The organism is Bradyrhizobium sp. 164 (assembly GCF_023073715.1).
GTDB lineage: Bacteria > Pseudomonadota > Alphaproteobacteria > Rhizobiales > Xanthobacteraceae > Bradyrhizobium.
In genome coordinates, this window is sequence record NZ_JADPKA010000053.1 from 21,895 (window position 1) to 44,951 (window position 23,057).

Below are 23,057 nucleotides of genomic sequence, written 5' to 3' on the forward strand. Positions count from 1 at the left end.
CGCGTCGGACAAGTTAGTGGGCCGCCGCCCCGGCGACGCCGAGGTGACGCTCCAGGACCGAGGGGTCGGCCTTCAGCGCGGCGCTCGGGGCGTCGTGGACGATCGTTCCGCGCTCCAATATCACAACGCGGTCGGCCAGCCCCAGAATCTTTTGCGCATTCTGCTCGACGATGATCGAGCAGATGCCGCCCGCACGGGTAATGGTCCCGATTGCTTTCAGGAGCTCCTCAACGATGATGGGGGCAAGCCCCTCAGTCGGCTCGTCCAGCAGCAGGACCTTCGGGTTGAGGGTGAGCGCGCGGCCGATCGCGAGCATCTGCTGCTCGCCGCCGGAGAGCTGGTTGCCAAAGTTCGTCCGCCGCTCCTTCAACCGCGGGAACATCTGGTAGACCTTCTCGACCGTCCAGGGGCCAGGCTGGGCCACCGCGGTCATGTTCTCCTCGACCGTGAGCGAGCGGAAGATGTTGCGCTCCTGCGGCACCCAGCCAATGCCGGCGCGCGCGCGCTGGTCCGGCCGCATGGCCGTGACGTCGACCCCGGCGAGCGCGATGGAGCCGGAGAAGCGGCGGGTGACGCCGACGATGGAATTGATCAGCGTGGTCTTGCCGGTGCCGTTGCGGCCCAGCAGCGCCAGCACCTGCCCCTCGGCGAGGCGCAAGGACATGTTGGGCAGCACCACGGCTTCGCCATAGCCGGCGCGAAGCGCGTCGATCGCGAGCAAGTCAGACATTGACCGCCTCCTCGCCGAGATAGACTGCCTTGACCTGCGGATTGCGCGCGACCTGTTCGGGCGGCCCCTCCGTGAGCAGCGCGCCCGAGACCAGCACCGAGATACGGTCGGCAAAGGAGAACACGAGGTCCATGTCGTGCTCGATCAGCAGCACGGTGACGTCGCGCGGCAGCGCGCCGACGACCGTCAGAATGTCGTGGCGCTCGCTCTCGGGCACGCCGGCGGCAGGCTCGTCCAGCAGCAGCACGCGCGGCTTGGCCGCGATTGCGACGGCAATCTCGAGCAGGCGCTGCTTGCCGTAAGGCAGTGTCACGGTCTGCTCGTTCATGACGTCGAGCAGATGGAAGCGCGTGAGCAGATCGGCAATCTCGCCATTGACGTCGCTGCGAGTGCCCATCCGCCGCCACCAGTCGCCGCCATGGCCAAGGCGCTCGGAGACGGCAAGGCCGATCGTTTCGAGCGGGGTCAGGTCGGGATAGAGCTGATTGATCTGGAAGGTGCGCGACAGGCCGCGCAGCACGCGCTTGTGCACGGGCAGATCCGTGATGTCCTGGCCTTCGAGCACGATGCGGCCCGAGTTCGGCTTGAGCACGCCGGTGAGCTGGTTGATGACGGTGGTCTTGCCCGCGCCATTGGGGCCGATCAGCGCGTGACGGGCGCCCTGCTCGACCTTGAGCGACAGGTCGCGGGTGACCCGCAGACCGCCGAACTGCTTTTCGAGATTCTTCGTTTCGAGCGCGATAGTCATGCGTCGCTCTCCGGCACAGCAACAACGGCCTTGCGCCCGGCCACCTGCTTGATGATCAGGTTCGGCACATAAAGTACCCAGCGGTGCAGGCGCTGGCGGCCGATCAGCACGATCACGACCAGCACGAGGCCGATCCAGAACTGCCAATATTGCGGGGTGATGGTCGAGAACAATTCCTGGAGCATGCGGAACACGACCGCGCCGATCAGCCCGCCATAGAGATAGCCGGTGCCGCCGATCACGAGCACCAGCATCAGATCGGCGGAGCGCTCGAACGCAAACACGTCGAGCGAGGCGATCGCGGTGGTCTGGGTGAACAGTGCGCCTGCGATGCCGGCATAGAACGCCGCCAGCGTGTAGATCGCGATGAGGCGGCGGTTGACCGGAATGCCGATCGCGGCGGCCCGCAGCGGATTGTTCTTGATCGCACGTAGCGACAGGCCGAACGGCGAATGCACGACGCGGCGCGCGAACAGGAACAGCAGGAACAACACAGCCAGTGAGTAGAAGAAGCCGGCTTTGCCGAACATGTCGAACGGGATCTCGCCGAAGATCGGCTGCATCTCGACGCCTTGCAGGCCGTCGCTGCCACCGGTTATATTGGAGAAGCGCTCGGCCAGTGCTTCCAGCAGCAGGGCGATGCCGAGCGTCACCATCAGTCGGGTCAGGTCGACGCCGCGGATCACCAGGAAGCTGGTGGCAAAGCCGAGCACCATCGCGGCAAGGCCGGAGGCGACGAGCGCCAGCACGGGCTCTTTGATGATGCCGTGCAGCGCGAGAAGCCCCGCCGCATAGGCGCCGACGCCGAAGAATGCGGCATGGCCGAGCGAGACGATACCGGCATAGCCGAGGATGAGATCGAGCGACATCGTGAACAGCGCCAGCCGCAGGATGTCAGTCATGATCAGATAGCGCGTGGGGAAGGCGAAGCCGCAGGCCAGCACGATGAGCCAGAAGGCGATTTCGCCAAAGTGCCAGCGCGCCTGGCGCTGGGCGTGATAACCGACGTCGGAGGAGGCGCTCATCGGCAAACTCAGCGCGCGGCCGTGCGGCCGAACAAGCCGTTCGGGCGCCAGATCAGGATCACGATCATCATGGTGTAGATCACGAAGGGGCCCATCTTCGGCACGTAATATTTGCCGGCGACGTCGCCGATGCCGAGCAGGAGCGAAGCCAAAAACGGACCGGTGATCGAGGACGAGCCGCCGACGGTGACCACGATCAGGAAGTAGATCATGAACTTCAGGGGAAAGTACGGATCGAGGCCGAGGATCTCGGCGCTCAGCGCGCCGCCGAGGCCGGCGAGCCCGCAACCAAAGGCAAAGGTGAGCGCGAACACCTGCGGCACGTTGATGCCGAGACCGCTGGCGGCGCGCGGATCGTCAACGGCGGCGCGCAGACGGCTGCCGAAGCGGGTCTTGGCCAGCACCATCTGCAAAGCGATGGTGAGCAAGCCGCAGATCACAATGATCATCAGCCGGTAGCGGCCGATGCCGACGCCGAACAGGTCGAGCTGGCCCTGGAGCGCGGCCGGCAAATTGATGAAGACGCGCGAGGATCCCTGGATGTAGTCGACGGCCGCGACCGACATGAAGGTCAGGCCGATGGTGAACAGAACCTGGTCGAGATGGCTGCGCGCATAGAGGTGGCGGTAGAGCGTGCGTTCGAGCGCAATGCCGATCGCGGCTGCGGAGACGAAGGCGAGCGGCAGGGCGGCGAAGAACGACCAGCCCATCCGGTTGACCAGCACCATGCAGATATAGCCTCCGGCCATGGCGAAGGCGCCATGGGCAAGATTGACGAAGTTCATCAGGCCGAGCGTGACTGCAAGCCCGCAAGCGAGCACGAACAGCAGCATGCCGTAGGCAACGCCATCGAACAGGTTGGTGAGGATTGCGGTCATCGGGAGCAGATCGTTGTCGAAAAAGTATCAGGTCTAGCGGAGTAGGCTGCTCTGCTCCTCTCCCTTGCGGGAGAGGGCTGGGGAGAGGTTATCTCGGCAACGGGACAATCCCCGACTTGAAAAGAGCCCTCACCCTGCACTTCGCGATAGCCGAGGCTTCGCCTCGGCGACTCTTAAAGGACGGCCACCAAAGGTGGCCTACGCTCTCCCGCAAGCGGGAGAGGTTTAGAAGAGCGCATCACTTCTTGGTCTTGCCGAGATCCTTGACGGCCTCGAAGGTCGCGAACTCGACATTGTAGAGCTCGCCGTCGACCTTCTCGACTTTACGGATGTAGATGTTCTGCACGATGTCGCGGGTCTCGGGATCGATCGAGATCGGGCCGCGCGGGCTCTCCCACTTCTGTCCCTTCATGGCTTCGATCAGCTTGTCGCCGTTGGTGTCTCCGCCCGTCTTCTTGAGCGCTTCGTAGATCAGGTGGATGCCGTCATAGCCGCTCACCGCCATGAAGCCCGGACGGTTGCCGAAGGCTTTCTTGTAAGCGGCAACAAAATCCTTGTTCATCTGCGAGGGATGCGCCGCGGAGTAGAGATGCGCGGTGACCGTGCCGAGCACGGCGTCGCCCATGTTGTTGAGTAGGTCGTCGTCAGTGACATCGCCCGGTCCGATTACTTTGATGCCGGCCTTGTCGAGACCACGCTCGGCATACTGCTTCATGAAGTTGCCGCCCTGGCCGGCCGGCACGAACACGAAGATCGCGTCAGGCTTGGCGTCTTTCATGCGCTGGAGGAACGGCGCGAAGTCGGGGTTTTGCAGCGGCACCTTGACCTCTTCGACCACCTCGCCGCCACCGGCGGTGAAATTCTGCTTGAAGAAGTTCAGCGCGTCATTACCCGGCGCGTAGTCCGAGGTCAGCGTTGCCACCTTCTTGATGCCGTTCTTGACCGCCCAATCGCCGATGATGGTCGAGGACTGCGCAAGCGTGAAGCTGGTTCGCACGATGTAGGGCGAACGCTCGGTGATGATGGAGGTGCCGGCCGCCATGACGACTTCCGGAATCTTGGCCTGCGTTGCGAGCGGCGCCGCCGCGAGCGCGGCGGGCGTCACGCCGAAGCCGGCGATGAAATTGACCTTGTCGTTGACGATCAGTTCCTGCGCGGCGGTCTTCGTCTTGTCGGGAATCGCGGCGTCATCCTTGACGATGATCTCGATCTTCTTGCCGGCGACGGTGTCGCCCTTCTGCTGCATGTAGAGCTTGATCGCGTTCTCGATCTGCTTGCCGGTCGAGGCCTGGCCGCCGGTCATCGGCAGAATCAGACCGATCTTCACGGCGTCCTGCGCCTTCGCAGGCGCGATGGCGGCGAGGCCCGCGATGGCGGCCGCTGCTGCCGTCCGTGAAAACGTTTTGAGCTCGAACATCAGATGTCCCTCCCCTTCATTCCTGACCTCTTGTGCATCGAACCGAGTGCCCGGTCCTTGCCTTTACCTTAGCGCGCACGCGCCATGTCGCCGCGCCACATGGCGTCTTTCGCGCCCTTATTGTCAATCGGACGTTTGGCGACCATTCGGCGCAAGCCGCGCGCTCCGATTGTCGACGGCGGCAAGCGGCATCGCGATTACGCCGGCGACCCGAGCGTCCAGATTGACGCCATTTGTACGATTGTACAAATAAAATGGACTTGTCAACGAAAACCCGTTGCCCGCGGTCACGCTACTTCCTCGCGAGCCTCGGCCCGCAGTCTAGAAGCGCGACGGACTGCGTGGATGGAGGATTTCGCTCTCTTTTGCAGAATGTGTACCTCAGCGAGGCTTGATCGACACTCCTCGGTAATAAAATACCCACCTCGAATAAGTCTATTTTACCGTGTTGAAGGCTATTCTCCTCGCGCCGGCCCGGTCCGGCGTCCAACGACCGAACGCGCGCGCACCGATACAATGCCCAAGATTCTTCGTTCCGTCCTCGTCCTCGCTGCCCTCGCAGCGGGGCTGGCCGGCTGCGGCACCGTCAACGAAAGACTCTCTGCCGGCATGGGCGACTACGTCCCGCAATGGGCCGGCGGCCTGCCGGCGGATGCCCCGCCCCGGCCGGGCACCCCGCAATACGACGCCTACATGAAGGAGCGCGAACGCAAGCGGCTGATGCCCGCCGCCGATCGCGAAAAGGAAGAGCAGGCGCAGAAGGGCGCGACGGGATCTTCGTCAAGCAGCGCGGTGCGGTAGGCCGTCATTCCGGGGCGATGCGTCAGCATCGGACCATGGCGCGCAACTTGCGCACGCCGAGAATCTCGAGATACCGGGTTCGCCTCTTTGAGGCGCCCCGGGATGACAGCGCATCAATCCACAAACACCACGGTCTTGCGGCCATTGAGGATGACGCGGTCGTCGAGATGGTAGCGGATCGCGCGGGCCAGCACACGGCGCTCGATGTCGCGGCCCTTGCGGACCAGGTTTTCGGGCGTATCGCGATGGCTGATGCGCTCGACGTCCTGGTCGATGATCGGACCCTCGTCGAGATCACGCGTGACGTAATGCGCGGTCGCGCCGATCAGCTTGACGCCGCGCTCGTGGGCCTGGTGATAGGGCTTTGCGCCCTTGAAGCCCGGCAGGAACGAGTGGTGAATGTTGATACAGCGCCCCGACAGTTTTGCCGAGAGATCGTCCGACAGGATCTGCATGTAGCGGGCGAGCACGACGAGATCGGTGCCTGTGCTGGCGACGAGGTCGAGGATCTGCGCCTCCTGCTCGCGCTTGGTCTCCTTGGTCACCGGCAGATGATGGAACGGAATGCCGCCGAAATCGAGCCCGGCATAGACCTCGCGCGGATGGTTGGAGACGATCGCGGTGGGAATCATCGGCAATTCGCCGGTGCGCCAGCGATAGAGGATGTCGACCAGGCAGTGGTCGGACTTCGACACCAGCAGCATGACCTTGCGGTGCGCGGCGCGGTCGCGCATCTGCCATTCCATGCTGAAACGTTCGGCGATTGCCGCAAAGCCGGTCTGGAGCGCCGACAGCTCCACGGCGAGATCGGCCGCGGTGAAGACCACGCGCATGAAGAACTTTTTGGTCTCGACATCGTCGAACTGCTGGGCGTCCAGAATGTTCTGTCCATTGTGGGCGAGGAACGTCGACACAGCCGACACGATGCCCGGGCGATCCGGACAGGACAGGGTCAGGACATATTGATGATCGGGCATGTCTCTTGATGAAGGTTTGGGCAAAGGCCCGCGGAACTAGCTGCGATTTGCGGCCTCCTCTAGCACCGACGCCGCCCTTGCGCCAATCCCAAGCGCGGAGTCAGGATGAACGTACCATTGCGATTTGACTGACCGGAGCACGCCTATGGCCGATCGCTTGAACGGCACCCGCATCCTCATCCTGGAGACGCGCGAGGAGGCGCAGTTTTCGAAGCTTCTCGCCGAGCAAGGCGCCGAGGTCGTGCAGTGCCCGATGTTCACCATTCACGATGCGCCGGATCCCGCACCGGTCGAAGCCTGGGTCCGACGCGCCATCGACAGGCCGTTCGACGACCTCGTGTTGATGACGGGCGAAGGCCTGCGCCGGATCATGAAGCTCGCCGTCGCTCGCGGGCTCGATCAGGCTCTCGTGGCAGCGCTTGCCAAATCGCGAAAATTCACCCGCGGCCCAAAGCCCGGCAAGGCGCTGCGCGAGATCGGCCTCGAGGCGCAGCAGACCACGGAGAAGCCGACCAGCGAGGGCGTAATCGAGATGCTGGGCAGGCTCGACCTGAAGGGCCGGCGGCTTGGCCTTCAGCTCTATCCGGACAAGGACCACAGCGCGCTGACCGGCGCGCTCGCCGCGCAAGGCGCCGAGGTCGATACCGTGCTGCCGTATGTTTACGATTCCAAGGCGGCGGATGCCAACATCGTCACGGCCATCGACGACATGGCCGAGGGGCGGATCGATTGCATCGCGCTGACCAATCTCGGCCAGGTCCGCCGCCTGATCGAGGCCGCGAAAGCGCATGGCATCGAGGCGAAGTTGCGCGCAGGCCTCGAACGGACGCTGATCGCCTCGGTAGGTCCGGCGGTCTCCGGCGAACTCGTCGCGCACGGCCTGCGGACAGACATCTCACCGCCAGAGGACGCCTTTTTCATGCGTCCGCTGATCTCGGCGATGGCCGCGGCGCTGGCAGAACGGAAGCCAGTGGCGACGCGTTGATCCGCGGGGGCCGGGTCTCCGCAATCCGGTCGCGCGCTTGCGGTGGGCCGGCGCGCTGAAACGGCGGCGCATGGCGGCATGCGGCAGCTTCGATTGACACCGGCGTCACCGACGCTACCTTCTCGCGCAGAAGAAGAAACAAAGTAAAGGAATCGCCGTGACACGCGTCATCGCGTCGTGAGCGCAGCCGCGCGACGATCGGCGCTCGCGCCATTCCGCATCCGCAATTATCGCTTCCAGTGGCCGTCCGACCTGCTGACCTCCTGGGCATTCGAGGTCGAGACGCTGGTGCTCGGCTGGTACATCCTGGTCGAGACCGGCTCAGTGCTGCTGCTCACCGTGCTTGCATCGCTCCAGTTCGTCGGGACGCTGGTGGCGCCGGTATTCGGCATGATCGGCGACCGCATGGGTCATCGCGACCTGCTGGTCGCGATGCGTCTTGCCTATACGGTGCTCTCGTCGACCATCATGGCTCTGGCGTTGGCCGGTCATTTGTCGCCGCTCAGTGTCATGGTCATCGTCGCGATCATGGGCCTGATTCGGCCGTCGGATCTCGGCGTCCGGGGCGCGCTGCTTGCCGAGATCATGCCGGCCGAGCAACTGGTCGGCGCCATCAGTGTTGCGCGTACCACCCAGGACAGCGCCCGCATCGCCGGAGCATTGACGGGCGCCGGATTGTTCGCCGTTCTTGGCATTGGCCTCGTCTATGTGGCGATCGCATGCCTCTACCTCGTGGCCGCGCTGCTCATGCTCTGCCTGACCCGGCCGAAAAGGACCGTCACCACGAGCGATCTCCCGGCGAACAGTCACGCGATGTCCCGATTATTTGCCGACCTCAAGGAGGGGATCGTCTACGCCTGGAATGGCCCGGGAATGCGCGCGGCGCTATGCGTCGCCTTCCTGGCCAATCTCACCGCATTTCCTTTCACCGGCGGACTGCTGCCCTACATCGCGCGGGAGATCTTTCAGACCGACCAGACCGGCCTCGGCTATCTCTCGGCGAGCTTCGCCGTCGGCTCGCTGATCGGCTCCATCACGCTGAGCTTGGTGAACGGACTGCGCATTGCCCGGCTCCTGATCGGCGCGACGCTGGCCTGGTACGCCATGCTGATGGTATTCGTCGAGATCAGGACCCTGCCGGTGGCGATGGCCTGCCTCGTCCTCGCCGGTATTGCGCAGAGCATGTCGATGATCTCGGCAGCCGTGATCCTGATGCGGACGGCGAGCGCACATCTGCGCGGTCGCGTCATGGGCGTCCGCATGATGGTGATCTACGGCCTGCCGCTCGGACTACTCGCGGCCGGCAGCCTGATCGATATCATCGGCTATTCCGCCACGGGTTCGCTCTATGCCGCCTCAGGGATCATCGCGATGCTGGCAATCGCGATCCGCTGGCGCGCCGACCTCTGGCCGGTGCACGCCCCCGCCAATGCGCGTTAGTCCCCGTATCCGCGCAGCCGCTCGATATCGAGGATCGTGACGCCGCCATATTCGAGCCGGAGCAGCCCCTCTTTCTCCAGCCGGTTCAACGCGCGGTTGGCGATCTGGCGGGACATGCCGGAGAGCGCGCCGATCTCCTCCTGGGTGATCTGCAGATGCGCAGTCGATTCGGGATAGAGGATCGGGTTGAACAGCGAGGCAATGCTGCGCGCGAGGCGCGCGGTGGCATCAAGCGTGCGGTTGACCTCGAGCATGCCGATGAACTGGCCGAGCCGCTCGTTGAGCTGGCGGACCAGGAAGCGGTTGAAGCCGACACTGTTTTCAAACAGCCACATGAAGGCGCTGCGTTCCATCAGTGCGACCCGGCTGTCGCGCAGCGCGACCACGTCGTAGCGTCGCGGCTCGTTCTTGAGCACGCTGCCTTCGCCGAACCAGGCCCCTGCCGTCAGCCCGGCAAGACTCGTCTCCTTGCCGTCGCGCGACACCCCGCCCATCCGGGCAAGGCCAAAGACCATGCCGGCCCAGTAGCCAAAGGTGTCGCCGCGCATGAACACGGTCTCGCCGGTGCCGTAGGACCGCTCGGTGATTCCGGCGCGTGCGACCTCGATCTCGGCCTCCGTGAGCTCGCGCGACCAGGCGGCGATGCGCTTCAGTTGATCCTCTGAAATCATGATCTCGAAGCCAGCCGCATCGTTTCGTCACTCCGCCCTTCTGCTGCACTGCAACATGATCACCTCGGCCGCCATCCGACCAAAGATGAACGCCGCGCCCGCCCGAAAAACTTTGTCACCGAATTGTCAGGCCGAAGACATTTCAAAATAGCGCTTTCCCGTATTGAGAGCCACCTTGGGCGATGCGGCCTTTGAGCCCTGATGGGAACGAAGGTCGCGCGGCTCCGGTCGAGACCAATGGCTGCATGGCCTCACCAGGACGACCGTACTAGGATCGCCCGAAAACAACGGATGAAGAGCGCAACTGAATGCGCCATCGCCGGGAGGGATTTGTTGGTGGGTACTAGTCTAGAAGTGCGCGGCGTGTCCTTGCGATTCGGTGGCGTCCGTGCGCTGGCCGATGTGGGCTTCGCCATCAGGCAAGGCGAGCTGTTCTCGATCATCGGGCCCAACGGCGCCGGCAAGACCTCGATCGTGAACTGTATTTCCGGCCGCTACAGGCCGACCGAAGGCCAGCTCCTCTACCAGGGTCGCGACATCACCGGTTTGACGCCGAACGCCCGCGCCTCGCTCGGCATCGGCCGCACCTTCCAGAATCTCGCGCTGTTCCACCACATGAGCGTGCTCGACAACATCATGGTCGGGCGCCATCACCTCCTGAAGAACAATTTCCTCACGGGCTCGCTGTACTGGCTCACCGGCGCGCGCAAGGAAGAGCTCGAGCACCGCCGCAAGGTCGAGGAGATCATCGACTTCCTCGATCTCCAATCGGTGCGAAAAGCCACCGCCGGCACCCTCTCCTACGGCTTGCGCAAGCGCGTCGAGCTCGCCCGCGCCATGGCGCTGGAGCCGCGCCTCATCCTCCTCGACGAGCCGATGGCCGGCATGAACTTCGAGGAGAAGGAGGACATGGCGCGCTACATCGTCGATCTCAACGAGGAGTTCGGGATGACGGTGGTGATGATCGAGCACGACATGGGCGTGGTGATGGACATCTCGCATCGTGTCATGGTGCTGGACTTCGGCAAGAAGATCGCCGAGGGCGATCCCGCGGCGGTCCTTGCCGACCCTCACGTCAAGCGTGCCTATCTTGGTGAGGAAGACGAAGTGCTGGTCGATCCGGACGATGCCCCGCCGGCGCAGGAGAGCGCGGCATGATGGATTACGCAGGACGCGTAGCGCAGGCCGACACCTATCCCAAGATGCTCCGGCTCAATGCGAGGGAGCATGGCAACGAGATCGCGCTGCGCGAGAAGAATCTCGGGCTCTGGCGCATCTTCACCTGGAACGACTACCAGACGCGGGTGCGCGACTTCGCGCTCGGGCTCGTCGAGCTCGGCCTCGGCCGCGGCGACGTCATCGGCATCATCGGCGACAACCGGCCGGACTGGGTCGCGGCGGAAGTCGCGACCCATGCCGTTGGCGGGTTGAGCCTCGGGCTCTATCGCGACGTGCTGGACGAGGAAGCCGCCTATCTCCTGACCTATGGCGAAGCGCAGCTCGTCTTCGCGGAGGACGAGGAGCAGGTCGACAAGCTGCTCACCCTCGCCGAGCGCGTGCCGAAGCTGAAGCACATCATCTATTCCGATCCGCGCGGCATGCGGAAATATGACGATCCCAGGCTGATGTCGGCCGAGAAATTCGCCGAGCTCGGCCGCGCGCGGGCCGTTCGGGATCCGAAGCTTTACGATCGGCTCGTGGATGCGACCAAGGGCGAGGACGTCGCGATCCTCTGCACGACGTCTGGTACCACCTCGCATCCAAAATTGGCGATGCTCGCGGCCGGCCGCGTGCTCGGCCATTGCGCGACTTATCTCGCCTTCGATCCGAAGGGACCTGATGACGAATACGTCTCGGTGCTGCCGCTGCCCTGGATCATGGAGCAGGTCTACGTGCTCGGCAAAGGCCTCTTGTGCCGGATGAAGATCAACTTCGTCGAAGAGCCCGATACGATGATGAACGATCTGCGCGAGATCGCGCCGACCTTCGTATTGTTCGCGCCGCGCGTCTGGGAATCGATCGCAGCCGATGTCCGCGCCAAGGTGATGGACGCCACGCCGTTGAAGCAGCGCCTGTTCGATGTCGGCATGAAATCGGGTCTGGCCGCACTCGCGCACCGTAAGCGCTCGGGTTTTGCCGACGCGATCCTTTTCCGCGCACTGCGCGACCGGCTCGGTTTCACCCGTCTGCGCTCGGCGGCGACCGGCGGCGCGGCGCTCGGTCCTGATACGTTCAAGTTCTTCCAGGCGATGGGTGTGCCGCTGCGCACGCTCTATGGCCAGACCGAGCTGTTGGGCGCCTATACGCTGCATCCCGAGGGCAAGGTCGATCCCGACACGACAGGCGTACCAATGGCCGACAATGTCGAGATCCGGATCGACAACGCCGACGTCCACGGCGTCGGCGAGATCGTGGTGCGGCATCCCAACATGTTCCTCGGCTATTACAAGAACCCCGAAGCGAGCGTCGCTGACCTCAAGGACGGCTGGCTCTGCTCGGGCGACGCTGGCTATTTCAACGCTCAGGGGCAATTGGTCGTCATCGACCGTATCAAGGATCTCGCCGAGACATCGCGCGGCGAGCGCTTCTCGCCGCAATTCATCGAGAACAAGCTGAAGTTCTCGCCCTATATCGCCGAGGCCGTGGTGCTGGGCGCCGGCCGCGACACGCTCGCCGCCATGATCTGCATCCGCTACTCCATCATCTCGAAATGGGCGGAGAAGAACCGGCTCTCGTTCACGACTTACAGCGACCTCGCCTCGCGGGCCGAGGTCTATACGCTGCTGCGCCAGGAGGTCGAGACCGTCAACGCGACGCTGCCGCCGGCGCAGCGCATCTCGCGCTTCCTGCTGCTCTACAAGGAGCTCGACGCCGACGACGGCGAACTCACCCGCACACGCAAAGTGCGCCGCAACGTCATCAACGAGAAGTACGCAGGGATCATCGATGCGATCTACCGCGGCGATTCAGACATTCCCGTCGACACCGTGATCCGCTTCCAGGACGGCACCACGCAGCGCGTCCGCACGACCCTGCGCGTCGTGGATCTGGGTGGACATCGGCACATGGCGGAGGCCGCGGAGTGACACAAGTGATCGTCATGCGCGGGCTTGACCCGCGCATCCATCCCCTTCCGAGCAAGCTTCCTTCCACATCGATGGATTGCCGGGTCGAGCCTGGCAATGACGAACTAGGTCGACCGACATGAACACCGCTTTCCTCTTTCAGCTCCTGGTCAACGGCCTCGTGGTCGGCACGCTCTATGGCGTGGTCGCGATGTCGTTCGTGCTGATCTACAAGGCGACGCAGGTCGTCAATTTCGCGCAAGGCGAGCTGCTGCTGGTCGGCGCCTGGGTGTGCTGGGCCCTGCTGGCCAAATACCAGGTGCCGTTCTGGATCGGCATGCCGATGACGCTGGTGTTCATGTTCGTTTTCGGCATCGCGGTCCAGGTCCTGATCCTGCGGCCGATGATCGGCGAGCCCATCATCTCGGTGATCATGGTGACGATCGGCCTCTCCACCGTGCTCCAGGCGACCCTGAAATGGATATTCGGCGTCAATCCGCAGCCGTTCCCGCGCGTGTTTGAGAGCCAGTCGGTCAGCCTGTTTGGCCTTCAGATCCAGACCGTCTATGTCATGAGCCTTGTGGTGTCGGTGGCGATGATGATTGGCATGGCCTGGTTCTTCCGCGTCTCCAAATATGGTCTTGCGATGCGCGCCACCGCATTCAACCAGCAGGTCGCGCAGTCGCTCGGCATTTCCGTGAAAAGCGTGTTCGCGATGGCCTGGGCGATCTCCGCGACGGTGTCGGCCGTCGCCGGCGTCGTCGTTGCAGTCGTGAACGGTGTGTCCTCTGGCCTTGCGGCCTACGGCATCAAAGTGTTTCCGGCGGCGATCCTCGGTGGACTCGATTCGGTCGGCGGCGCCGTGCTCGGCGGCATCATCATTGGGCTACTGGAGAACGTCGCGCAATATGTTGACAGCGAATATCTGCACTGGGGCAATCTCTACGAGATCGCGCCCTTCTACGTCCTCATCATCGTGCTGATGATCAAGCCTTACGGCCTGTTCGGCACCCACGACATCGAGCGGATCTGACCCATGGCCGGCCCTGCCCTCATCCCCGCTGGTGATTTCCGCACCACTTATGGCGCGGACACCACGATCTTCCCGACCACGACCAGCCGCAATTTTGCGATCGCCGGCGTGCTGCTGCTGTGTCTCGCGCCACAATTCTTCAGCGGCTACTGGCTCAGCATCCTGATCCAGATCGGCATCTTCTCGATCGCCGCGCTCGGCCTCAACATCCTGGTCGGCTTCACCGGCCAGATCTCGATCGGGCACGCTGCCTTCTTCCTGCTCGGCGCGTTCACATCGGCCTATATCTCCAACAACGCGCCGATCCCGGTATTCTTCGCGATCCCGCTCGCCGGGATCGTCACTGCGCTGGTCGGGCTGATCTTCGGCATCCCTGCGGCGCGGCTGAAGGGCCTCTATCTCGTCATCGCGACGCTGGCCGCGCAATACATCCTGCTCGACTTCTTCTCCCGCGCCGAATGGTTCTCGGGCGGATCGGTGCCTGCGAGCGCCGAGCCGTTCTCGATTCTGGGCTACACGCTGCGCGGCGATAGGCAGTATTTCTACGTCGTGCTGGCCTATGTGCTGGCGAGCTACATCCTCGTCACCAATCTGATGCGCACGCGCGACGGTCGCGCGCTGGTGGCGATCCGCGACCATTATCTCTCAGCGGAGATCATGGGCATCAATCTCACCAAGTACCGCACGCTGTCGTTCGGCCTCGCCGCCTTCTTCGCCGGCATTGCCGGTGCGCTCTATGCGCATTACCAGCTCGTGGTCTCCCAGGAAGGTTTCGGCATAGAGCGCTCGATCCTGTTCCTGGCCATGATCATTATCGGCGGCACCGGCTCGATCATGGGCACGCTGATGGGCACCGCCTTTGTGGTGCTGCTGCCGGAATCGATGGAATTCCTCAGCCTGCACTTGAAGGGAGGCGCAATCGACAAGGCGCTCTCGCTCAACAACAACATCACCTTCCTGCGCGAGATCGCGATCGGGGTGATCATCATCGCGTTCCTGATGTTCGAGCCTGATGGCCTCGCGCATCGCTGGCGGCAGATCAAGGCTTACTGGAAACTCTACCCGTTCTCGCATTGAGCGCGGCGCTTCACTTAAACAATAACAGGAGGAACCGACCCATGACGATGAAGTCCCTTTTGAGCACCGCATCGCTCGCGCTTGCGATCGCCGCATTCTCGGCAAGCGCGCAGGCACAGATCGCGATCGGACATCTCGCCGATTATTCCGGCGGCACCTCCGACGTGGGCACGCCCTATGGACAGGCTGTCGCCGACACCTTCGCCTGGGTCAACAAGAACGGCGGCGTCGGCGGCAAGCAGCTCAACGTCGACACCAACGATTATGGCTACCAGGTGCCGCGTGCGATCGCGCTCTACAAGAAGTGGTCGGCGCCGGACTCGAAGGTCGCTGCGATCATGGGCTGGGGCACGGCGGACACCGAGGCGCTGACCGGCTTCCTCGCACAGGACAAGATTCCAGACATGTCTGGCTCCTATGCCGCCGCGCTGACCGATCCCGAAGGCGTCAGCGGCAAGGCCAAGCCTGCTCCCTACAATTTCTTCTACGGCCCGAGCTATTCCGACGCGCTACGCGCGATGCTGATGTGGGCGGCCGAGGACTGGAAGGCGAAGGGAAAGTCCGGCAAGCCGAAATTCGTCCACATGGGCGCCAACCATCCCTATCCGAACGCGCCGAAGGCCGCCGGCGAAGCCATGGCACAGGAGCTCGGCTTCGAGGTGCTGCCGCCGCTGGTGTTCGCGCTCGCACCCGGTGACTACAGCGCGCAGTGCCTCAGCCTGAAGTCTTCGGGCGCCAACTACGCTTATCTCGGCAACACCGCGGCCTCCAACATCTCGGTGATGAAGGCCTGCAAGACCGCGGGTGTTGAGATCCAGTTCCTCGGCAACGTCTGGGGCATGGACGAGAACGCCGCCAAGACCGCAGGCGATGCCGCCAATGGCGTGATCTTCCCCTTGCGCACCGCGGTGAGCTGGGGCGGCGATGCGCCCGGCATGAAGACCCTGATGGAGATCTCGAAGATGTCCGATCCCACCGGCAAGGTCTATCGTCCCGTACACTACGTCGCCGCCGTCTGCTCAGCGCTGTACATGAAGGAAGCGCTCGACTGGGCTGCCAAGAACGGCGGCACCACGGGCGAGAACGTTGCCAAAGGCTTCTACCAGAAGAAGGACTGGGTTCCGGCTGGGATGGAAGGCGTCTGCAATCCCTCGACCTGGACCGACAAGGACCACCGCGGCACGTTGAAGGTCGATCTCTATCGCACCAAGGTCTCAGGTGCGACCGATGGCGATCTCAACGACCTCATGGCCAAGGGCACGATCAAGCTCGAGAAGGTCAAGACCGTCGAACTGCCGCGCAAGCCGGAATTGCTGGGGTGGTGAGCCCCCGCTTTCGCCCCCCACACAACTGTCATCCCCCCGCGAAGGCGGGGGATCCAGTACGCCGCGACCTCTCGGGAACGTTGGGCGTCTCTGGAATACTGGGTCACCCGCCTTCGCGGGTGACGACAGCGGAGAAGACTGCATGACCCAGACTGCCGAAGCAACGCGCCCCAACCCCAGCATCGTGCCTGCGTCCGCCCTCCTCAGCGTGCGCAACATCGAGGTCGTCTATGACGACGTCATCCTGGTGCTGCGCGGCCTCAGCCTCGATGTGCCCAAGGGCGCGATCGTGGCGCTGCTAGGGGCCAACGGCGCCGGCAAGTCGACGACGCTGAAGGCGATCTCGGGACTACTCAAGACCGAGGACGGCGAGGTCACGCGTGGCGAGATCCTGTTCGAGGGCGACCGCATTAACGGCATCGATCCCGACAAGATCGTGCGCCGCGGCATCTTCCAGGTGATGGAGGGCCGGCGCATCGTCGCCGACATGACCTCGCTGGAGAACCTCAGGCTCGGCGCCTTCACCCGCAGGGATCGCGAGGTCGATGCCGACCTCGACATGGTCTTCAACTACTTCCCGCGCCTGAAGGAACGCACCGGACTTGCCGGTTATCTCTCGGGCGGCGAGCAGCAGATGCTTGCGATCGGCCGCGCGCTGATGGCGCGCCCGAAAATGATCTTGATGGACGAGCCGTCCATGGGATTGTCGCCGCTGCTGGTGAAGGAGGTGTTCTCGATCATCCAGAAGATCAACCGCGACCTCGGCGTCACCATTCTGCTGGTCGAGCAGAACGCGCGCGCCGCACTCTCGGTGGCGAGCCACGGCTACATCATGGAGCAAGGCAAGGTCGTGCTCGACGGCACCGCGGACGAACTGCGCGACAACGAGGACGTCAAGGAATTCTATCTCGGCGGCGCCGGCGACCAGCGCAAGAGCTTCAAGAACCTCAAGAGCTTCAAGCGGCGCAAGCGTTGGCTCTAACCCAACACCTGCTCCGCTTCCGTGACGGCGCACAGAACATGATAGAACGACGATGCAGGAATGGTGTCGATCAGCGATTTGCCGTCGCGGTCGAACTGATCGTACCAGCCGCCCTTCACAGGATGGCTGAGATAATGCCGTTCGAGCCGCAACAGCGCTGCGCGCGCTTCGTCCGCCGCGCCGGCCTCGCCGGACTCGGCCTGCGCGATCCACGCCTTCGCGATCTCGGTCTGGGGCCACAGCCGACGCGTGCTGCGGCGGATGTTGCCGGTGTCGTCGCCCTCGTCGATCAGGCAGCCCGTGGCCTCGTCGCGGTAGCGCAGCGAGGTCGCCAACAGTTCGGCGCGCCGCTGCCCGGTCGGGCATCCCGTGATGCGTTCGAAACCCTTCAGGAGCCAGACCCATTCCGCCTGGTGACCCGGCTCGACGCTGGTCGGCTCGATCTTCGACCAGTCCTCCTCGAAATACTCGCCGAGCACGCACTTCCGCTTGTCATAGAGATTGGCGAGGAACAGCGCAAAGAACTCGCCGGCGCGGTTCTGGAACGACAGATCGTGGGTCGCCTCGAAGCAGGCGATCATCGCCTCGAACAGATGCATGTGCGGGTTCTGCCGGCGCGGCAGCGAGACCGGAAGGCCTTCGTGGACGCCACCATGCGGCGAGCGCAGATGGCCGTCGAGGAAGGCGAGCAGCGCATCCATCTCGGCGCGCACCTGTGCATCCTGGTCGAAGGCGTAGACCGTCGCGAGCGCAAACAAGATGAAGGCGTGGTCATAGGCATCGCGCCGGGCATCCAGCACCGCCCCTTCCGGCGTCAGCCGGTGCACATAGCCGGGTCGGCCATCGGGCGCCTTCGCTCTGTCCAACAGATGCTCCAGCCCTTTCAGCGCGATCGCTCGCCCCTCGGGGTACCAGCCCATCTGCGCGGCCTTGGCGTAGCAATAGATCTGGCGCGCCTGCACGAACACGCGCCGCGGCGCGGCCGCATCCGCCGTGCCGTCCGGGTGCAGCCGATCGATGAAACCGCCCGTGGCGTGATCCCAGCCGACGGTCGACCACAGCGGCAGCGCCTCGTCGATCATGCGGCGCTTCAGGCGCGCGACGACGTCCACCGCCTCGTCCGCCGCAATACTTCCTTCGTCCGCCATCGGGTCCTCTTCAAGCTTCGCCAATGGCCGTCTGATACCGATGCCGGCGGCGGCGTGCAACGGACCATGCCAACCCGGAAAGATCAGCCATGACCGCTCATTACGACGCCCTGGAAACGCGCGACCAGTGCGCGCGCGAGGCCGAGCTGTTTTCGCGGCTCCCGGATGTCCTGCGCGGCGCGATGGCCGCTCCAGCTTATGCCGAGCAGCTGAGGGGCCTCGACCCCGCCTCGGTGAGGTCTAGAGAGGCGCTGGCGGGCCTGCCGGTGCTGCGCAAGTCGGAACTACCGGCCCTGCACAAGGCTTCCAGGCCGTTCGGCGGCCTTGTGGCGGCCGCGCCGGGGTCGTTCGCCCGCCTTTTCACCTCCCCTGGGCCCATTTTCGAGCCGGAGGGGCGCCACGCCGACCCCTGGCGCGGCGCACGGGCGCTGTTCGCGGCCGGGTTCCGCCCGGACGACATCGTGCTCAACACCTTCAGCTATCACCTCACCCCGGGCGGCTTCATCTTCGACGCATCGGCACGCGCGCTTGGTTGCGCGGTGATTCCGGCGGGTCCCGGCAATGCCGAACAGCAGTTCGAGCTGATCGAAGCTTACCGGCCGGTCGGCTACAGCGGCACGCCGGATTTCCTGAAGATCCTGCTCGATGCCGCAGCAAGCGGCGGCCGCGACGTCTCCTCGATCAGGCGCGCTATGGTCTCGGGCGCGGCGTTTCCGCCCTCGCTCCAGGCCGAGATCAAGGCGCGCGGCATCGACGCCTATCAGGCCTTTGGCACCGCCGATCTCGGCCTCATTGCGTTCGAGACCGAAGCCCGCGAAGGCATGGTCGTGAACGAGGACCTGATCCTGGAGATCGTCAAGCCCGGCACGGGGGATCCGGTTGCGCCGGGCGACGTCGGCGAGATCGTCGTCACCTCGCTCGACCCGCACCATCCCTGGATCCGCCTCGCACTCGGCGACCTCACCGCGACTCTGCCGGGCGTCAGTCCGTGCGGGCGCACCAACATGCGCATCAAGGGATGGATGGGCCGCGCCGACCAGACCACCAAGGTGAAGGGCATGTTCGTCCGCCCCGAGCAGATCGCCGAAATCGGCAAGCGTCATTCCGCACTCGGACGACTACGCCTCGTCGTCTCGCGCCAGGGCGAGACCGACGCAATGACGCTGAAAGCGGAAACGACGGCTGCGAGCGACGCGTTGCGCGAGCAGATCGCCAGCACCTTGCGTGCCGTGACGAAGCTCGGCGGCAACGTCGAGCTGGTCAGCCCCGGCGTGCTGCCGAACGACGGCAAGGTGATCGCGGACGAGCGCTGACTTCAGCGACTTCGACAGCGAGGTCGCGTTCGCGAACTCACCGATCAGGCGACTGTAGAGCGGGTTGCCCTCCGCATGGACGCCTTTGGATGGGCGCAGCACTGACCCACGCGCGCCGGTATGCCCTCTTTGCCCTGGTCAGGATAGCCGGTGAGGACGATTTAGACACGCCTGTGACAGCGCGACCGCAGTCGGCGTCGCTCTCAAACCACCCACCGCGGACCCACTGGGAGACCTCGCCGTTCCAAAGGAGCCGCTGCGAAAGCGCAGCAAGGAGCATCTGGCGTTCGTCCGCAGCCAAGCTTGCCTCGTCTGCAAGAAAGAGCCCCGCCGATGCCCCACCATCTGTAGTTTGCACAACCACGAACGCTCGGGCGCAAGGTCAGCGACGAGTTCACGGTCCCGCTTTGCCGGTTTCACCATCAAGCCCTGCATCGGCACGGGACGAGAGAGCTTGGTGGGCCAACCTACAAATCTCTCCTCTGCCTATTGCTAAAGAATTGTGGGAGGAAAGCCCAGTCCATGCGAGCCAAGCGAGATTGCTCAGTTGCGATACTGGATCACGGCCCTGTGGAGAAACCGCGCAAAATGATAGCCCTACCGAGAGCCGCGCAACGCCAGCGGTGACTACCGTTTCGAAGACTCCCGAAGCCTTCCTCGACCAACCCGGTGGCTTGCCAAACGGAGTTCCGCCAGGCGAGTGATCTCGAGCTGCTTGCGTCGAGTGCCGTCCAAACACAAGATGCCGAACGTGATCTCGCCGCGATGAGCCGACTGGCTCGGCGATCACACGGGCAAGGCTACAGCCGCGAGCTCTCAGCGAAGGTCTAGGCCGGACAATGTCGGCTTGCGCGGCTCGGAAGGCCTGTGACCTTGCCCCACAGGCTTAATCCAGTTTGAAGTTTGCTCTGGCCCAAGACGAGGACCAGAGCATGAAGCGCAATCGTTTTACGGAAGAGCAGATCATCGGGATCTTGAAGGAGCACGAGGCCGGGGTTTCGGTGGCCGATCTGTGCCGCAAGCACGGCGTCAGCGACGCCAGCATCTACAAATGGAAGGCCAAGTTCGGCGGGATGGACGTCTCCGAGGCCAAGCGGCTGAGAATGCTGGAGGACGAGAACACGAAGCTGAAGCGGCTCCTGGCCGACGCCATGCTGGACAATGCGGCGCTGAAGGACCTCTTGGGAAAGAAGTGGTGACGCCCGCTGGGAAACGGAAAGCTGTCGCTCATCTGGTCGATGCCCACGGGATGAGCGAACGGCGGGCGTGTAAAGTCATCGGCTGCTGCCGCATGACCATGAGATATCGGACGACCCTAGCTGACGATGCCAGCCTTCGTCAGCGCATGAGGGCGATTGCCCAGGAACGCCGCCGCTTCGGCTACCGGCGGCTGCATGTTCTGCTCAAGCGGGAAGGGTATCTGATCAACCACAAAAAGCTCTTCCGGCTCTATCGGGAAGAGAAGCTGACGGTGCGCCGCCGTTGTACCCGCGAGTGACTGGCGCTGGTGGCCGACGCCTCGCTCGCCGGCGTCCGCGTGGTGCGGGAGCTGGACCGATTGATGATCGAGCGTGGCAAGCCGAAGATGCTGGTCAGCGACAACGGCAGCGAACTCACCAGCAACGCCATTCTCGCATGGGCCGACCAGAGCCGTGTCGCATGGCACTACATCGCGCCTGGCAAACCCATGCAGAACGCCTTCATCGAGAGCTTCATGTATAGACGGCCCCGCGGGTGCAAGAGGTTTTGACAGCTTTTTGGAGATCGGTCGGGTGCGTTCATGTATACGGCCTGTCGTTGCGACCGATAACATGGCCGCTGGCCCTGATGGAGATCGCGGATCGAGGCCTCATCAACGGTTCGCGCTTGTACGCTTAAAGCTCTTCGGGCTTGCTCGATCCCCAGCTCCGCCGGTTTCCATCATCCTGTCATTTGCCCTCACACCGTCAGGTGCCCAAGATGCGCGGAACGTTACGCCGCCAGCTTAGGCCGATAGAATTCACCAGTCGCCATCATCGCCCAGACAATCCGGGCCAACTTATTGGCGACCGCGACTGCGACGATCATGGGTCGACGCCGTTCAAGCAAGGCTTCGATCCAGCCACCTCCGACGCTGGAGCGTGCCTTTGGGTCCCGAACGACATTGCGCGCTCCTATGACCAGCAAGTGCCTCAGGTAGGAATCGCCCTGTTTTGTTATGCGGCCGAGCCGATCCTTCCCCCCGGTTGAATTCTGCTTAGGTGTGGGGCCAAGCCAAGCCGCGAACTCTCGCCCGGAGCGGAAGATGGTCGGGTCCGGCACGGTTGCCGCGAGCGCGGTGGACGTGATGGAACCGATGCCGGGGATGGAGGACAGCAACTTCGCCATGGGATTTTCTCTCTGAATCTGAGCCAGCTCATGCTCGATGGCACCGATCTTCTGGTCCAAGTCCTGGAGTTGGCTCACAAGAACCCCGAGCGCCATACGGGCATTGGCAGGTAGCGCCAGCCCTTCGTCATCTAACAAGTCCACCAAAGCATCCACCCGTTGCCGCCCTTGCCCGACAATGACTCCGAACTCCGCAAAGTGAGCTCGAACGGCGCAAGCCGTCATGGTCCTCTGACGGACCAGCAGGCCTCTAGCTCGATGAAGCATCAGGAATCCCTGGTTCTCGGCGCTCTTGATTGGGACAAACCGCATATCGGGATGGGTGACCGCTTCGCAGATGGCCGCCGCATCAGCGGCATCGTTCTTTGCTCCTCGCCGGACATAAGGCTTGACGTAAGCTGGCGGTATCAACCTCACGTAATGCCCAAACCGTTGAATCTCACGTGCCCAGTAATGGGCGGTCGCGCAAGCCTCTATCCCCACTAAGCAGGGCGATAGCGAAGAGAAGAAGGAAACTATCTCGCCGCGCCGGAGGCGTTGGCGACCAGTCACTTGTCCTTGCGCGTCAACAGCATGAACGTGAAATACGTGCTTCGAGATATCCAACCCAATTGTCGCAACTTCCATGATGTTTGCTCCTGTGAACAGTCCGCACACGCCAGCATAGCGCCGGCGTTGAGAGAGCGGGGCCGTCTCCCCATCAACGGTCGCCTGCGGGATGAGCTGTTGAACGAGACGCTGTTCACGTCACTGGCCCAAGCCCGCGTCGCGCTTGGATGCTGGCGGGCCGATTACAACGACACACGGCCACACTCGCAGCTCGGATGGAAAACTCCATCCGAGTTCGCCATGACCTGCTACCCGCGCCGGGATCTGGCGCTGCGCTATGCCGAAGGCTCCGCGCCAGCTCCCGTCGCTTCCACCGCCCAACCGGGCAAGTCCATCGGCAAGGGCGAACTCAGAACTGGATAAAACTTGATGTGGTGGAACGGCCCGCTCCAACAGCATCAAAGTGCTAGAACGTGGTCGTTGTTCGAACGCCACAAAGGAAGGACCGTTCCGTGAAACAGGTTAG

The 23,057-nt window shown here is 63.6% G+C and carries 19 protein-coding genes and 2 pseudogenes; 12 read left to right on the top strand and 9 right to left on the bottom strand.

Annotated elements, in window-relative coordinates; translation table 11 throughout:
• Window positions 1-13: 13 nt before the first annotated feature.
• From IVB01_RS19240 to IVB01_RS19260, 5 genes are all read right to left on the bottom strand, one after another.
• Window positions 14-730 (bottom strand): ABC transporter ATP-binding protein, encoded by a 717-nt coding sequence (locus IVB01_RS19240; RefSeq protein ID WP_247334346.1) that lies wholly within the window; start codon window positions 728-730, stop codon window positions 14-16.
• Window positions 723-1,478 (bottom strand): ABC transporter ATP-binding protein, encoded by a 756-nt coding sequence (locus IVB01_RS19245; protein ID WP_247302932.1) that lies wholly within the window; start codon window positions 1,476-1,478, stop codon window positions 723-725. The genes IVB01_RS19240 and IVB01_RS19245 overlap by 8 nt, the downstream gene beginning before the upstream one ends.
• Window positions 1,475-2,503, bottom strand: coding sequence for a branched-chain amino acid ABC transporter permease (locus IVB01_RS19250; RefSeq protein WP_247302930.1), 1,029 nt, complete (start codon window positions 2,501-2,503; stop codon window positions 1,475-1,477). The genes IVB01_RS19245 and IVB01_RS19250 overlap by 4 nt, the downstream gene beginning before the upstream one ends.
• 8 nt (window positions 2,504-2,511) lie before the next feature.
• The gene (locus IVB01_RS19255; RefSeq protein ID WP_247494742.1) at window positions 2,512-3,381 is read right to left on the bottom strand and encodes a branched-chain amino acid ABC transporter permease; all 870 of its coding nucleotides are present in this window, start codon (window positions 3,379-3,381) and stop codon (window positions 2,512-2,514) included.
• A gap of 238 nt (window positions 3,382-3,619) precedes the next feature.
• Window positions 3,620-4,798, bottom strand: a complete 1,179-nt coding sequence (locus IVB01_RS19260; RefSeq protein WP_247302927.1) for an ABC transporter substrate-binding protein — start codon at window positions 4,796-4,798, stop codon at window positions 3,620-3,622.
• Window positions 4,799-5,314: 516 nt separating this feature from the next.
• Here IVB01_RS19260 and IVB01_RS19265 point away from each other — a divergent pair.
• On the top strand, window positions 5,315-5,599 hold the full coding sequence (locus IVB01_RS19265; RefSeq protein WP_247278762.1) for a hypothetical protein: 285 nt from the start codon (window positions 5,315-5,317) through the stop codon (window positions 5,597-5,599).
• 113 nt (window positions 5,600-5,712) lie between these two features.
• On the opposite strand, the gene purU is transcribed toward IVB01_RS19265, so the two are convergent.
• The gene (gene purU / locus IVB01_RS19270; protein WP_247278763.1) at window positions 5,713-6,576 is read right to left on the bottom strand and encodes a formyltetrahydrofolate deformylase; all 864 of its coding nucleotides are present in this window, start codon (window positions 6,574-6,576) and stop codon (window positions 5,713-5,715) included.
• A gap of 145 nt (window positions 6,577-6,721) precedes the next feature.
• On the opposite strand from purU, the gene IVB01_RS19275 reads away from it, so the two are divergent.
• Both IVB01_RS19275 and IVB01_RS19280 read left to right on the top strand, forming a co-directional pair.
• Window positions 6,722-7,561: a uroporphyrinogen-III synthase gene (locus tag IVB01_RS19275; protein ID WP_247494743.1), complete on the top strand. Its 840-nt coding sequence runs from the start codon at window positions 6,722-6,724 to the stop codon at window positions 7,559-7,561.
• 177 nt (window positions 7,562-7,738) lie between these two features.
• A complete protein-coding gene (locus IVB01_RS19280; RefSeq protein WP_247494744.1) occupies window positions 7,739-9,001 on the top strand; it encodes an MFS transporter in 1,263 nt (420 codons plus the stop codon).
• Here the strand turns inward: IVB01_RS19280 and IVB01_RS19285 are convergent.
• A complete protein-coding gene (locus IVB01_RS19285; protein WP_247278766.1) occupies window positions 8,998-9,672 on the bottom strand; it encodes a Crp/Fnr family transcriptional regulator in 675 nt (224 codons plus the stop codon). The two genes, IVB01_RS19280 and IVB01_RS19285, sit on opposite strands and share 4 nt — an antisense overlap.
• A gap of 336 nt (window positions 9,673-10,008) precedes the next feature.
• On the opposite strand from IVB01_RS19285, the gene IVB01_RS19290 reads away from it, so the two are divergent.
• The 6 genes from IVB01_RS19290 (at window position 10,009) to IVB01_RS19315 (ending at window position 17,154) form a co-directional block, all read left to right on the top strand.
• Window positions 10,009-10,830: an ABC transporter ATP-binding protein gene (locus IVB01_RS19290; RefSeq protein ID WP_247278767.1), complete on the top strand. Its 822-nt coding sequence runs from the start codon at window positions 10,009-10,011 to the stop codon at window positions 10,828-10,830.
• Entirely contained in the window at window positions 10,827-12,758 is a 1,932-nt protein-coding gene (locus IVB01_RS19295; protein ID WP_247494745.1) for a long-chain fatty acid--CoA ligase, read from the top strand. The genes IVB01_RS19290 and IVB01_RS19295 overlap by 4 nt, the downstream gene beginning before the upstream one ends.
• A gap of 118 nt (window positions 12,759-12,876) precedes the next feature.
• Entirely contained in the window at window positions 12,877-13,770 is an 894-nt protein-coding gene (locus tag IVB01_RS19300) for a branched-chain amino acid ABC transporter permease (RefSeq protein ID WP_247302914.1), read from the top strand.
• Between the two features lie 3 nt (window positions 13,771-13,773).
• Window positions 13,774-14,847: a branched-chain amino acid ABC transporter permease gene (locus tag IVB01_RS19305; protein WP_247302912.1), complete on the top strand. Its 1,074-nt coding sequence runs from the start codon at window positions 13,774-13,776 to the stop codon at window positions 14,845-14,847.
• Window positions 14,848-14,888: 41 nt separating this feature from the next.
• Window positions 14,889-16,172, top strand: coding sequence for an ABC transporter substrate-binding protein (locus tag IVB01_RS19310; RefSeq protein ID WP_247494746.1), 1,284 nt, complete (start codon window positions 14,889-14,891; stop codon window positions 16,170-16,172).
• A 142-nt stretch (window positions 16,173-16,314) separates the two neighbouring features.
• On the top strand, window positions 16,315-17,154 hold the full coding sequence (locus IVB01_RS19315) for an ABC transporter ATP-binding protein (protein ID WP_247302908.1): 840 nt from the start codon (window positions 16,315-16,317) through the stop codon (window positions 17,152-17,154).
• Here IVB01_RS19315 and IVB01_RS19320 read toward each other — a convergent pair.
• Entirely contained in the window at window positions 17,151-18,302 is a 1,152-nt protein-coding gene (locus IVB01_RS19320; protein WP_247494747.1) for an AGE family epimerase/isomerase, read from the bottom strand. The two genes, IVB01_RS19315 and IVB01_RS19320, sit on opposite strands and share 4 nt — an antisense overlap.
• A gap of 89 nt (window positions 18,303-18,391) precedes the next feature.
• On the opposite strand from IVB01_RS19320, the gene IVB01_RS19325 reads away from it, so the two are divergent.
• Together IVB01_RS19325 and IVB01_RS19330 are read left to right on the top strand one after the other, a co-directional pair.
• Window positions 18,392-19,615, top strand: coding sequence for an AMP-binding protein (locus IVB01_RS19325; RefSeq protein WP_247494748.1), 1,224 nt, complete (start codon window positions 18,392-18,394; stop codon window positions 19,613-19,615).
• 932 nt (window positions 19,616-20,547) lie between these two features.
• Window positions 20,548-21,329: pseudogene (locus IVB01_RS19330) on the top strand (transposase); the annotation flags it as partial.
• Window positions 21,330-21,586: 257 nt separating this feature from the next.
• Here IVB01_RS19330 and IVB01_RS19335 read toward each other — a convergent pair.
• The gene (locus tag IVB01_RS19335; RefSeq protein WP_247494749.1) at window positions 21,587-22,609 is read right to left on the bottom strand and encodes an IS110 family transposase; all 1,023 of its coding nucleotides are present in this window, start codon (window positions 22,607-22,609) and stop codon (window positions 21,587-21,589) included.
• 75 nt (window positions 22,610-22,684) lie between these two features.
• On the opposite strand from IVB01_RS19335, the pseudogene IVB01_RS19340 reads away from it, so the two are divergent.
• Window positions 22,685-22,954 (top strand): annotated as a pseudogene (locus IVB01_RS19340) (transposase); the annotation flags it as partial.
• Window positions 22,955-23,057 lie beyond the last annotated feature (103 nt).

Excerpts from the sequence above, each read along its gene's own strand:
- IVB01_RS19240 (WP_247334346.1), bottom strand. The coding sequence starts at position 730 with ATGTCTGACTTGCTCGCGATCGACGCGCTTCGCGCCGGCTATGGCGAA.
- IVB01_RS19245 (WP_247302932.1), bottom strand. The coding sequence starts at position 1,478 with ATGACTATCGCGCTCGAAACGAAGAATCTCGAAAAGCAGTTCGGCGGT.
- IVB01_RS19250 (WP_247302930.1), bottom strand. The coding sequence starts at position 2,503 with ATGAGCGCCTCCTCCGACGTCGGTTATCACGCCCAGCGCCAGGCGCGC.
- IVB01_RS19255 (WP_247494742.1), bottom strand. The coding sequence starts at position 3,381 with ATGACCGCAATCCTCACCAACCTGTTCGATGGCGTTGCCTACGGCATG.
- IVB01_RS19260 (WP_247302927.1), bottom strand. The coding sequence starts at position 4,798 with ATGTTCGAGCTCAAAACGTTTTCACGGACGGCAGCAGCGGCCGCCATC.
- IVB01_RS19265 (WP_247278762.1), top strand. The coding sequence starts at position 5,315 with ATGCCCAAGATTCTTCGTTCCGTCCTCGTCCTCGCTGCCCTCGCAGCG.
- purU (WP_247278763.1), bottom strand. The coding sequence starts at position 6,576 with ATGCCCGATCATCAATATGTCCTGACCCTGTCCTGTCCGGATCGCCCG.
- IVB01_RS19275 (WP_247494743.1), top strand. The coding sequence starts at position 6,722 with ATGGCCGATCGCTTGAACGGCACCCGCATCCTCATCCTGGAGACGCGC.
- IVB01_RS19285 (WP_247278766.1), bottom strand. The coding sequence starts at position 9,672 with ATGATTTCAGAGGATCAACTGAAGCGCATCGCCGCCTGGTCGCGCGAG.
- IVB01_RS19295 (WP_247494745.1), top strand. The coding sequence starts at position 10,827 with ATGATGGATTACGCAGGACGCGTAGCGCAGGCCGACACCTATCCCAAG.
- IVB01_RS19300 (WP_247302914.1), top strand. The coding sequence starts at position 12,877 with ATGAACACCGCTTTCCTCTTTCAGCTCCTGGTCAACGGCCTCGTGGTC.
- IVB01_RS19305 (WP_247302912.1), top strand. The coding sequence starts at position 13,774 with ATGGCCGGCCCTGCCCTCATCCCCGCTGGTGATTTCCGCACCACTTAT.
- IVB01_RS19310 (WP_247494746.1), top strand. The coding sequence starts at position 14,889 with ATGACGATGAAGTCCCTTTTGAGCACCGCATCGCTCGCGCTTGCGATC.
- IVB01_RS19315 (WP_247302908.1), top strand. The coding sequence starts at position 16,315 with ATGACCCAGACTGCCGAAGCAACGCGCCCCAACCCCAGCATCGTGCCT.
- IVB01_RS19320 (WP_247494747.1), bottom strand. The coding sequence starts at position 18,302 with ATGGCGGACGAAGGAAGTATTGCGGCGGACGAGGCGGTGGACGTCGTC.
- IVB01_RS19325 (WP_247494748.1), top strand. The coding sequence starts at position 18,392 with ATGACCGCTCATTACGACGCCCTGGAAACGCGCGACCAGTGCGCGCGC.
- IVB01_RS19335 (WP_247494749.1), bottom strand. The coding sequence starts at position 22,609 with ATGGAAGTTGCGACAATTGGGTTGGATATCTCGAAGCACGTATTTCAC.